Genomic DNA, 13,274 nt, shown 5'->3' on the forward strand with positions numbered 1-13,274 from the left:
AAGGATATTATCCCTTATACTGCTAACATCTGTAATGATCAAAATGCCAGCTCAATCATTCCAGAATCCGATTCTTGCAGGTTATTACCCTGATCCGAGCATTTGCAAAGCGGGTGAAGACTACTATATCGTCAACTCTTCTTTTGCATATTATCCTGGTCTTCCGCTGTTTCACAGTAAGGATCTGCTTAACTGGAAACAGATTGGCTATGCGATGAACAGACCGGAACAGCTTAATCTTGACGGCGCAGGGGTATCGAGAGGATTATTTGCACCTTCTATCTCATATCATAATGGCACATTTTACATTGTGTGTACCGAAGTAAGCAAATTGGGCAACTTTGTCATCACTGCCAAAGATCCGAAAGGCCCCTGGACTAATCCGGTAAAACTGCCCCAGGTAAATGGCATTGATCCATCTCTGTTCTTTGATGATAATGGAAAGACCTATATCGTTTTCAACAGTATTCCACCGAACAATGTATCCATGCACGATGGACACAGAACGATCCGGATGTTTGAATTCGATCCTGTAAACCTCAAAGTAATTGGTGAAGAAAAATTATTAATCAATGGAGGAACCGATATGGCCAAAAAACCAGTCTGGATTGAAGGACCTCACTTTATAAAAAAAGATGGCTGGTATTATTTAATATGTGCAGAAGGCGGAACCGGTTATAATCATTCTGAAGTGGTTTTCAGAAGTAAATCACCTGAAGGTCCCTTCGTTTCTTACGAGAAGAATCCTATCCTTACCCAGAGGCAGCTTGACCCAAAAAGAAAATATCCGATTACCACTGCCGGGCATGCTGATTTTGTAGAGGGTAAAGACGGTAAATGGTGGGGCATATTTCTTGCCTGCCGAGCCTATGGTGATGACTATTACAATACCGGACGAGAAACTTTTATGGCACCTGTGGTCTGGAAAAACGGCTGGCCTGAGTTTGACCTCGGTGGAGATGAAGTAAAATACAGCTATCCCATCAATGCCAAAATTGATAAAAAACGGGAAGCATTTAATGGCAACTATCATTTCAAAGATGAATTCGATCAGTCTTCATTAAATGTGAGATACCAGTTTCTGAGAACAGTAAGAAATGAATGGTACAGTCTTAAGAACAAACCTGGATCATTGTCGTTACAATTACAAAGTGAAACCGCTTCAGGCAGGGGAAATCCATCTTTTATTTCTTTTCACCAGCCACACCTGAAGGGCTATGCAGCTACAGCTCTCAACTTTACACCTGCATCAGAAAATGAAAAAGCCGGCATTCTTTTATTTCAGAATGAAAAAGTGCATTACTACCTGTGCAAATCCATTAAAGAAGGTAAAGAGGTTGTAGAACTCTATAAAGCCGATTCATTAGTGAAATCTATTCCTCTGAATATACAGGCAGGAAAAGAAATCTATTTTAAAATAGAAGCAAAAACAGATGAGTATGCTTTCTATTATGCCACACAGAAAGACAAATGGAATGTGTTGATGGATCATGCAGATGCAAAATATCTGAGTACAAAATCAGCAGGTGGTTTTGTGGGGTGCGTTTATGCCATGTATGCAACTTCAAATGGAAAGCCATCTGCTAGTCAGGCTCACTATGATTGGTTTGAAATAAAAAATAACGATGATATGTATAAATAAATGATCCATTGAACTGCTTATGAAAAAGATTGCTGCCATTGCCCTGCTACTTACCGGATTACACAGTAAAGCACAGGAATATAAATCATACCCTATGTGGAATCATCATTTACCCATGGAACTAAGGGTAAATGATGTGGTAAAAAGACTGACATTAGAAGAAAAAGTTGCACAAATGTTAAACGCTACACCAGCAGTACCGCGATTGGGTATTCCTGCATACGACTGGTGGAACGAAGTGTTACATGGAGTAGCAAGAACACCTTATAAAGTTACATCGTACCCACAGGCCATTGCGATGGCGGCTACCTGGGATACCAATTCCTTAAAAACGATGGCCGATTATTCCGCCATTGAAGGAAGGGCCGTACATAACAAAGCTATTCAGGAAAACAAAACCAATGAACGTTACCTGGGTCTTACTTACTGGACACCCAATATCAATATTTTCAGAGATCCGCGATGGGGTCGCGGGCAGGAGACTTATGGCGAAGATCCATTTCTAACAAAATACCTGGGTGCTTCTTTTGTAAGAGGCTTACAGGGTAATGATCCAAAATACCTGAAAGCAGCGGCATGTGCCAAACACTTTGCGGTACACAGTGGCCCTGAACCATCCAGGCATTCCGATAATTTCAACCCTACTGTGTATGACCTCTGGGATACTTATCTGCCAGCTTTTAAAGAATTGATTACAAAAGCCAATGTAGAAGGTGTAATGTGTGCGTATAATGCAGTAAACACGCAACCCTGCTGCGGTAATGATCTTTTGATGAATGATATACTCCGCAAACAATGGAAATTCACAGGATATGTTACCAGCGATTGCTGGGCCATCGATGATTTTTATAAATACCATAAAACACATGCATCTGCAACTGAATCCGCAGTGGATGCCGTACTACATGGTACTGATCTGGAATGTGGCCAGACCGTATATAAAACACTGATTGATGCGGTAAAACAAGGACTTATCAAAGAATCACAAATTGATATTTCGCTAAAGCGATTATTCACTACCCGTTTTAAACTGGGTATGTTTGATCCACCATCAATGGTGCCCTATGCGCAAACACCGGCATCTGCCCTGGAAGCCCCTGCTCATCAGGCACATGCTTTGAAAATGGCACAACAGTCGATCGTATTATTGAAAAATGAGAACAACACCTTACCACTTTCCAAAAAAATTAAAAAAATTGCAGTAGTTGGTCCGAATGCAGACAATAGCATTGCTGTACTCGGGAACTACAATGGTGTTCCATCAAAAGTGATTACTTTATTACAGGGTATTAGAAACAAATTAGGCAGCAATGTTGAAATAATATATGAGAAAGCTATCAATTTCACCAATGATACTTTATTAATTTATAGCGACCAATCAACAAGCTTTAACTGGAACGGCCAGCAGGGATTCAAAGCTGAATACTATAATAACCGTGAATTGAGCGGTACTCCCCTTATCAGCAAAATGGAGAAAATACCAGATCATTTCTGGCAGGAAGGTGAAAACGTGGTTGATGGCATAAAAGCCAATAATTTTTCTGCCCGTTACAGTTCTGCTTTCACAGCTACAAAGGATGGAGAATTTAGTCTGGAAGTAGAAGCTGATGACGGATATCGGCTCATCATCAATGAAAAAGAAGTCATCAATGCATGGCAGCGCAACCGTTGGGGAGCACGTACCTATCGACTCAAGACAAAGAAGGATACTGTTTATAAGATCGTTCTTGAATACTGGCAGGGTGATGGGAAAGCCAATGTCAGACTCCGTACTGGTAATTTTGAAAAAACAGATTTTACAGCTTTAGCCAACAGATTATCAGGTGCAGATGCCATCATTTTTGCGGGAGGTATTTCTCCTCAACTGGAAGGAGAAGAAATGAGGGTTGATTACCCCGGTTTTAACGGTGGCGATCGAACCAGTATTCAACTACCCGTTGTACAAACCAATTTACTCAAAGCATTGCATGCAACCGGTAAACCCGTAGTGTTCGTAATGATGACTGGCAGCGCTATTGCTACCCCATGGGAAAGCAGCAATATACCAGCTATTATGAATGCATGGTATGGTGGACAAAGTGCAGGAACTGCTATTGCAGATGTACTCTTTGGAGATTACAACCCCGCTGGTCGCCTTCCGGTAACTTTTTATGAAAAAGATAGTGACCTCCCGGGATTTTCAGATTATTCTATGGAAGGCAGAACGTATCGCTATTTTAAAGGGAATCCCTTATATCCTTTTGGATATGGCCTCAGCTATACCAGGTTCACTTATTCAGGTCTAACCATCCCTAAATCCATTACAGTAAATAAACCCGTAAAAATTCGTATACAGGTAAAAAATACAGGCGAAAAAGATGGAGAAGAAGTGGTGCAGTTATATGTATCACATCAGCAAACAAAACATAAAATACCAGTACGTGCTTTAAAGGGATTTCAAAGAATTCTGTTGAAAGCTGGCGAAAGCAGGTTGATTGATTTTGTTCTCAGCCCGGAAGATCTTTCATTGGTAAATGAAAGCAATGGAATGAGTTATCAGCCAAAGGGAAAAGTGCAGATAAGTATTGGTGGCGGACAACCGGGTGTTAAAAATAAAACAACCAGTAATGTAGTAAGTACCGAATTGCAGGTATTGTAATCTGCAGTATATAAATGCCATACCATGAAAAAAACAAAAAACAGAAGCGTTCTATTTGCCGCTTTCTTACTGACGTTCGCCTGTAATATTTCCCTAGCACAGAAAAAGGAAAAATTATGGTTGGATATTTCAGATGGCCTACATATTGGCTACAAGCAGCAAAAGCTGCTTACCTATCAATTCAATACCGCATATCCTCCAGCCGGTCAGGATACTAATTATAAAAGAAGTGGATTTATTCATCCATTAAATACACCCAACGGACAAACCCTTACAAGGATACAACCACCAGATCATTACCATCATTATGGTATATGGAACCCATGGACACATACTGTTTTCGAGAAAGACACTGTTGATTTCTGGAATATAAAAGGTCATCAGGGAACAGTTCGTTTTGCAAAATTTACTTCGCAAAAAAGTACCCCTGACGCAGTGGAATATACCGCATTACATGAACACATTGTATTTAAGAAAAATGGCAGTGAAAAAGTGGCGTTAAATGAGTGGCAAACCGTAAAAGTCCATTCTTATAATGAAAAAGACAAGTCATATGTGATTGATATCACTTCCAGAATGGAATGTGCAACTACGAGCCCTTTATTAATTGTAGCCTATCGTTATGCAGGTTTAGGATGGCGTGCTACAGAGTACTGGAACAAAGACAATTCAGAAATGCTCACTTCTGAAGGTAATACAAGAGACAATACGGATAATTCAAAAGCGAAGTGGATCATCACATATGGATCTCTGCCCGATAATGATGAAGGTGGAATCATGATGTTATCACATCCTTCCAATTACAACCATCCTGAACCATTGCGTATTTGGGACAAAAAAGCGAATGGTGGACGTGGAGATGTATTTGTAAATTTTGCTCCTACCAAAGACAAAGACTGGCTATTGGAACCCGGCAAGACTTATATATTGAAATACAGAATGGTGGTTTTTAACGGTAAAAAGGATGCAGTAAAAGCAGAGAAAGCCTGGCAGTCATATGTAGCTGAGGTAAAATAGCTGAAGCAGCATGGGAAATAAGAGCGGCGCTGGTTATAGGGCTATTGGAATAGCAGAGACCACGCTATATGGACAATCTTAATGTAGTATAAATGAATATTCATTCACATAAACCAACTCATGATGACCAAAAGAAAGCAATCACGCAGGACGTTTCTGGGTAATTCTCTAAAGGCATCTGCTATGCTGGCATTTCCCTCCATTGTACCCATCAGTGTTTTCGGAAAAAATGCACCCAGTAATCGTATTAACATAGCCGCCATTGGTAGTGGTCGGATTGCACGTATACATGACATGCCAGGAGTGTGGCAATATGATTATGCGCAGTTGATGGCCGTTTGCGATCTGGATAGTAAACGAGCGGAAGAAGGGAAAAAACTAGTGAATGAATATTATACCAAAAAGAATGGTACACCATTCGACGGTGTAAAAATGTATACAGACTATCGGGAACTGCTGTTAAATAAAGATATAGATGCAGTACTCATCAGCACACCCGATCACACGCATACAATGATTGGTGCAGCTGCAGCTAGAGCCGGGAAACATATATATATGCAAAAGCCGGCTTCTCTTACCATTGCTGAAGGAAGAATTATCAGTAATGTAGTAACCAAAAGTGGTATTAAATTTCAAATCGGTAGTCAACAGAGAAGCAGCGATCAGTTTCGATATGCCGCTGAACTGGTAAGAAACGGAAGAATCGGTGAGCTCAAAACCGTATATGTGGGTTTACCCGGAGATCCTCCTGGTGGCAATAAAGAAAAAATGCCTGTACCATCTAATCTTGATTACGATATGTGGCTGGCATCTACACCTGAAGTTTATTATACAGTAGACAGGGTGCATCCACAATCAGGGTATGATCGACCAGGCTGGTTACGATGCGAACAGTTTGGCGCCGGTATGATTACGGGATGGGGGGCACATCATATAGACAGTGCGCATTGGGGAATGGGCATGGAAACCAGTGGCCCGGTTGAAATATGGTCAGAAAAAGCTGAATTTGCTAGCGGTGGCCTTTGGGATGTACACGGCATATTTAAAACCGGTGCCCGTTATGCCAATGGTGTTACGATGATTGTAAGCAATGAATTTCAAAATGGAATAAAATTCGAAGGAACAAAGGGATGGATCTTCGTTTCAAGGGGCGACTATCAGGTAACATCATCCGATCCGTCAAAACCAGGAGAGAGAGCTAAAAGACTGGATGCCAGCGACCCTTCCCTCCTTACTTCTGTTATTGGAGAAAATGAATTTCATTTTACAGTAAGCAAGGAGCACCATGGCAACTGGCTCGAAGCGATCAGAGATAACAAAGCTACCATTGCACCTGTAGAAGAAGCCCATCGCGCCTGCTCAGCCTGTTTACTGCACCATATTGCCATGAAGCTGAACAGAAAGCTTTACTGGGATCCCAAAAAAGAGCAATTTAAAAATGATGCAGAAGCCAATGCCATGCTCAGCCGCCCACAAAGAAAACAATATGAAGTAAAAGAGTGATGTAATGAAAAAAACAATTATTAAAGTAAGCAGTCTGTTTTTAATATGTATGGCTTGCAAAGACTCAAACCTTACCAAACAGAAACCTTTTCAGCTGATTACGATAGATCCGGGACATTTCCACGCTGCATTGGTACAGAAAACGATGTATCCCGACATAGATTCTACTGTATACGTGTATGCACCTGCCGGAAATGATCTGCAACTTCACCTAGATAGAATCAGCAGCTACAATAACAGAAAAGAAAACCCTACACAATGGAATGAACAGGTATATACAGGTGATGATTTTTTTGAAAAAATGATTCAGGAGAAAAAAGGTAATCTCGTAGTACTGAGTGGCAATAACCAGAAAAAAACAGATTATATACTTACAGCTCTTCAAAATGGATTTCATGTATTGGCCGATAAACCGATGGCGATAGATGCGATAGGTTTTGAAAAACTGAAACAGGCTTTTGCCATTGCTGAAAAAAACAAACACCTGTTATATGATATCATGACTGAAAGGTTTGAAATCAATACCATCTTGCAAAGAGAATTATCAAAGCTCCCCGAAGTTTTTGGAACTCTTGAAAAAGGAAGCCAGGATCATCCTGCTATCACGAAAGAAAGTGTACATCATTTTTATAAATATGTTTCTGGATCAGTACTTACACGACCTGCCTGGTTTCTGGATGTTGCACAGCAGGGAGAAGGTATTGCAGATGTAATGACACATCTCGTTGATCTTGTACAATGGGAATGTTTTCCGGAAACCATTATTGACTACACAAAAGATATCAGGGTTCTTTCTGCAAAACGATGGTCAACACCCGTTACCTTACATGAATTTACAGCCATCACGAAGTTACCGGCATTCCCTTCTTTCCTTAAACCTGAAAAAAACGACTCAATCATCGAAGTGTTTTCCAATGGGGAAATCAATTATATACTTAAAGGTATACATGCAAAAACATCCGTTATATGGAATTATAAAGCACCGGAAGGAAGCGGCGATACCCACTACTCAATCATGAGAGGCACAAAAGCCAATCTGATCATCAGACAGGGTAAAGAAGAACAATTTCAGACCACACTTTACATTGAACCCGTAAAACATAATGCTGCATATAAAGAAGTACTTATGGATGCCATAAAAAAATTAGCGGAAAAATACAATGGCATTCAATTATCTGCTGTTAAAAAGGGCTGGATCGTTAAGATACCTGATACACTAAAAGAAGGGCACGAAGCACATTTTGCCAGCGTAATGGAGAATTACCTGAACTATGTAAAAAATAATTCGATGCCTGCATGGGAAGTGCCGAATATGATTGCTAAATATTATACTACTACTACTGCATTAACACTTGCTTTGAAAAAATAAGATCCATGAAAAAAATAATACCATTACTACTTCTTCATTGCTTCATTTGTAAGGCAATAAATGCACAGATAAAACTACCAACACTGGTAAGAGATAGTATGATATTACAGAGAGATACAAAAGTTAATATCTGGGGCTGGGCCACTCCGGGCGAAAATATATCTGCCAGCTTTAACGGAAAAAAATACCAAACCAAAACTGGCACAGATGGGAAGTGGATTTTTCAGCTTGTTCCAACAAAAGCCGGAGGTCCTTATACCATGGAACTAAGTGGTAAGAATAAAATTATATTAAAAGATATACTCGTGGGGGATGTATGGTTTTGCAGCGGACAGTCTAACATGGTACACCAACTGAATATTCATGATATTACCTATGCAAAAGATATTGCCGAAGCCAATAATCCAGCCATCAGGCAATTCTGGATACCAACACTTACCAGTTTACAAGGGCCTCAAAATGATCTGCCTTATGGCTATTGGAAATCAGCAGTAGGTGAAGACATTCGTCCATTCTCTGCAGTTGCCTATTTTTTTGCCAGAAAAATTTACGAGCGATATAAAGTACCTATTGGCATTATTAATGCCAGTGTAGGAGGTACTCCTATTGAAGCCTGGACCAGTGAGGAAGGACTGAAAGACTTTTCTGTATTAACTTCTACAATTCAAAAAAACAAGGACACTGCCTATCTGAACAGTTTAAACAGAAGACCAGCTGGAAATTTTAACAGGCCTGCTCCACCTGTTGACGCTGGAATGACGGGTGCTTTTAAATGGTTTGATCCATTGTATAAACCTGTTAACTGGCGCAATATTAATATACCCGGCTATTGGGAAGATCAGGGTGTAAAAGACCTCAACGGTGTTGTATGGTATAGAAGGGAAGTAGATATTCCAGCATCAATGGCAGGCAAACAGGCCAAGGTGTTTTTAGGAAGAATTGTAGATGCTGATGAATTATACATTAATGGTAAGCAGGTTGGTAATACTACATATATGTATCCACAGCGTCGGTATACAGTACCAGCGGATCTATTAAAAGCTGGTAAAAATATTTTCATCATACGGGTAACCAACTCAAACGGCAAAGGTGGATTTGTTCCTGATAAACCGTATTGCATCTTTTCAGGCAGTGACACAGTTGATCTGAAAGGAACCTGGCAATATAAAGTCGGACTCGTGAACAGGCCTTTCCAGAGTGGTGGTTTTGGAGGAGGGGGCATCAATGCACAAAATCAACCTGCTGCTTTATACAATGCAATGGTAGCTCCTGAAACAAATTATACCATTAAAGGCTTCTGCTGGTATCAGGGAGAAAGCAATGCAGGTAAACCACAGGAATATGAAAAACTGATGTACGCTTTAATAAATGACTGGCGCAATAAGTGGAACCAGGGAAACCTGCCGTTTCTCTATGTACAATTACCTGGCTTTATGGATTATAATTACCTGCCTTCCGAAAGCGGATGGGCCTTATTAAGAGAAGCACAGCTTAAAGCACTAAGTACACCCAATACAGGCATGGCCGTAGCCATTGATCTGGGAGAATGGAATGATATACATCCGGATAATAAAAAAGATGTAGGCGAAAGACTCTCACTGGCTGCACTAAAACTTGCCTACAACGAAAACATTGTTTACTCAGGCCCTCTTTTCAAATCAGCTGCTATTGAAGGCAATACCATTAGCATCAGCTTCGATCATACAGGCAGCGGTCTGATTACCAATGACGGAGAAGCCCCGGGAGATTTCGCCATAGCAGGCGCAGATAAAAAATTTGTATGGGGCAAAGCAAAAATTGAGGGCACTAAAATAATAGTGTGGAGCGATGAGATCAAACAACCCATGTATATACGTTACGCATGGGCCGATAATCCGGTACAGCCTAATCTATACAATAAAGAAGGATTACCGGCATCACCTTTCAGGACTGATCAATAATCATATGCTTAGCCAAACAAAATTTGTTATGACCAAAAAAACACCAATCATCCTGCTACTCGCACTTTCCATTAGTAGCATTACAAAAGCACAGGTTATTGATACCAGTAAATATCAGAAACCTGTAAATTTTACTACACAACAAGATCATCAGAACATGATGCAGCAACTGGGCATTAAAAAACTAAGACCCGGGCCAAGTGGTAATGAAAATGCACCCAATGCTGCCAATTATGATGAAGCGAAAGCGAATCCCTGTCCTGAACTTCCAGATTTACTCACCACAAAAACTGGCAAAAAAATAAGTACTGCTGAAAATTGGTGGAAAGAACGAAGACCGGAACTGGTAAATATGATTGAGCAGGAGATGTATGGAAAACTACCTGCCAACATTCCCGATGTTGAATGGAAAATAAAAATAACCGACAGGGAATTTATTGGTAGAACGCCAGCTATTGTAAAGCAGATAGTGGGTCATGTAGACAACAGTGCCTATCCACTCATCAATGTAGATATCAATATGATGCTGGTAGTACCGACCAATGTGAAGGGCCCAGTACCGGTTTTGATGATGTTTGGTTTTCCATCCTTTCCTGCGCCCGCACAGCCCTCACCTGCCGATCTTGAAAAAATCAATACTGCTTTTAAGGCACTGATGATTAAAAATGATCCTTCGATGAAAGATATTTTTGATCGCTATCCGGCCTATTCGCCTATTACCAGATTAGCAGTTGCTAATCCGTTTACGGCTACACCTGCTGGCGACCCCTCTCCTACAGAACAATTACTGGCTGCGGGCTGGGGTTACCTAACCATAGAACCGGCTAGCATACAGGCCGACAATGGTTCAGGACTTACCAAAGGTATCATTGGCCTAGTGAATAAAGGTCAGCCACGTAAGCCAGATGACTGGGGGGCATTAAGGGCCTGGGCCTGGGGTGCGTCCCGTGCGCTTGATTATTTAGAAAAAGATTCACTGGTTGATGCCAGAAAAGTAGGTATCGAAGGTGTATCACGTTATGGTAAAGCTGCACTGGTAACCCTCGCATTTGATCAACGTTTTGCCGTTGGCTTAATCGGATCTTCCGGAAAAGGAGGTGCCACTTTACACCGACGCATCTTCGGAGAAGCCGTAGAAAGTTTAACCGGTAGTGGTGAATATCACTGGATGGCCGGCAATTATTTGAAATACGGCACGGAAGAATCTGACTTCGGCAGTAAAACAGGTTGCAACCTTACAACAGATTCACACGGTTTACTCGCCATGGCTGCTCCAAGGCTTACTTTTATCAGTTATGGTATTCCGGAAAAAGGTGATGCCAAATGGCTAGATCAAACGGGTAGTTATATGGCTACTGTGGCTGCAGGTCCTGTATTCAAATTACTGGGTGCAAAAGATATTGGCGTATCCAATGATTACATGCGTGAGAAAATGCCACCCGTACTTACAGGTTTGCTGGATGGTCATCTTGCATGGCGCCAACATGATGGCGGACATACTGATGCGCCCAATTTCAAATATTTTATTCCCTGGGCCACTAAAATGCTGGGTTATGAAAAAAAATCAAACTAAATCATTATAGAATCCATCATATAAAAGATAAGACATGAAACAAAAGAGTTATCTGCTGACACCGGTACTTATTTTATTACTAAATACTGTATCTGCTCAAAATATTGTGGTATTGCAACCAGCAAAAGCCAAAGACACTATTAGTAAAAATATTTATGGCCATTTTGCTGAACATCTGGGGCGTTGTGTATATGATGGTTTATATGTAGGCGACAATAAAAAAATACCCAATAAAGAAGGTATTCGTCTTGATATTGTTGATGCCTTAAAAAAACTGAAAGTGGGGGTATTAAGATGGCCGGGCGGTTGCTTTGCCGACGGTTACCACTGGATGGATGGTATTGGCCCGAAAGCAGAAAGAAAACATACTGAAAATGTAGCCTGGGGAAATGTGCGCGAAAACAACGCATTCGGTACACATGAATTCCTTGAATTATGTGAAATGATTAAAGCCGAACCTTATCTCGCTCTTAATATGGGGAGCGGTACTGTTCAGGAATCTTCAGACTGGGTAAAATATGTAAACCATGCCAACGGAAGCAGCTACCTAACAGATCTGCGGGCCAAAAACGGAAGATCAAAACCCTGGAATGTAAAATACTGGGGTGTTGGAAATGAATCGTGGGATTGTGGTGGTAATATGACTGCCAGTCAATATGCTGCTGAGTATCGTAAATATGCAACGCATATAACCAACTATGGTAATTCAGAAAATTTATTTCGTATAGCTGTTGGCCCAGGGTCTGAAGATTATAACTGGACAGAAACTGTGATGCGCGATATCCCACTCAAATTAATAGAAGGTTTATCGATACATCACTATTCAGTGATCAACTGGGCAGCAAAAGGTTCAGCTACCCAATTTCCAGAACAGGAATACTTCCGTACTATGGAGCAGGCATGGCGCATGGATAAATTTATTGCAAAGAATAGTGAAGTGATGGATAAATATGATCCACAAAAAAAAGTGGCCCTGATTGTAGACGAATGGGGTGGCTGGTATGAAGTTGAACCCGGCACCAATAAAAATTTCCTATACCAGCAAAACACTATGCGTGATGCCATGATTGCAGGTTTATCACTCAACATATTTCACAACCATGCCGACAGGGTTCGTATGGCTAATCTGGCACAGATCGTAAACGTATTACAGGCTGTTATACTCACCAAAGAAGAAAAACTGGTACTCACACCTACCTACCATGTTATGGAGATGTACAATGTACACCAGGATGCCGTTATGATACCTGTAACAGTAAATAGTGAGGATTATGTGATGGGTGATAAAAAATTAAAGGCAGTTTCTGTTTCTGCATCAAAAGATAAAAACGGATCAACACATGTCTCACTCGTTAATATTCATAGTAACAAAGAACAAAATATAACTATCAACCTTGGAGAACTGGGTGCTAAATCTGTAACCGGCCGTATCCTTAGTTCATCAAAAATTCAGGACCATAATAGCTTTGAAAATCCAAACCTCATTACACCTGTTGTTTTCAACAAAGCTACTCTTATAGGCAACGAATTAAAAGTTACACTACCTCCATTCAGCGTTGTAGTACTCGAATTAAAATAATAAACCCTCAATA

General features: G+C 40.7%; 8 protein-coding genes. All 8 read left to right on the top strand.

Annotation, left to right across the window (positions count from 1 at the left end):
- The first annotated feature begins 34 nt into the window (after window positions 1-34).
- Window positions 35-1,642, top strand: coding sequence for a glycoside hydrolase family 43 protein (locus BC659_RS02400; protein ID WP_211340688.1), 1,608 nt, complete (start codon window positions 35-37; stop codon window positions 1,640-1,642).
- A 19-nt stretch (window positions 1,643-1,661) separates the two neighbouring features.
- Window positions 1,662-4,280 carry a glycoside hydrolase family 3 C-terminal domain-containing protein gene (locus tag BC659_RS02405; RefSeq protein ID WP_133472983.1) on the top strand — a complete coding sequence of 873 codons (2,619 nt, stop codon included), beginning with the start codon at window positions 1,662-1,664 and terminating at the stop codon, window positions 4,278-4,280.
- A gap of 24 nt (window positions 4,281-4,304) precedes the next feature.
- Window positions 4,305-5,297, top strand: coding sequence for a DUF6807 domain-containing protein (locus BC659_RS02410; protein WP_133472984.1), 993 nt, complete (start codon window positions 4,305-4,307; stop codon window positions 5,295-5,297).
- A gap of 120 nt (window positions 5,298-5,417) precedes the next feature.
- Window positions 5,418-6,800 carry a Gfo/Idh/MocA family protein gene (locus tag BC659_RS02415; RefSeq protein ID WP_246027069.1) on the top strand — a complete coding sequence of 461 codons (1,383 nt, stop codon included), beginning with the start codon at window positions 5,418-5,420 and terminating at the stop codon, window positions 6,798-6,800.
- A 4-nt stretch (window positions 6,801-6,804) separates the two neighbouring features.
- Window positions 6,805-8,169: a putative oxidoreductase C-terminal domain-containing protein gene (locus BC659_RS02420; protein ID WP_133472985.1), complete on the top strand. Its 1,365-nt coding sequence runs from the start codon at window positions 6,805-6,807 to the stop codon at window positions 8,167-8,169.
- Between the two features lie 5 nt (window positions 8,170-8,174).
- Window positions 8,175-10,109: a sialate O-acetylesterase gene (locus tag BC659_RS02425; protein WP_133472986.1), complete on the top strand. Its 1,935-nt coding sequence runs from the start codon at window positions 8,175-8,177 to the stop codon at window positions 10,107-10,109.
- 28 nt (window positions 10,110-10,137) lie between these two features.
- Window positions 10,138-11,682: a glucuronyl esterase domain-containing protein gene (locus BC659_RS02430; RefSeq protein WP_133472987.1), complete on the top strand. Its 1,545-nt coding sequence runs from the start codon at window positions 10,138-10,140 to the stop codon at window positions 11,680-11,682.
- 34 nt (window positions 11,683-11,716) lie between these two features.
- Window positions 11,717-13,261 carry an alpha-N-arabinofuranosidase gene (locus tag BC659_RS02435; RefSeq protein WP_133472988.1) on the top strand — a complete coding sequence of 515 codons (1,545 nt, stop codon included), beginning with the start codon at window positions 11,717-11,719 and terminating at the stop codon, window positions 13,259-13,261.
- Window positions 13,262-13,274 lie beyond the last annotated feature (13 nt).

The organism is Sediminibacterium goheungense (genome assembly GCF_004361915.1).
Taxonomy (GTDB): Bacteria; Bacteroidota; Bacteroidia; order Chitinophagales; family Chitinophagaceae; genus Sediminibacterium; species Sediminibacterium goheungense.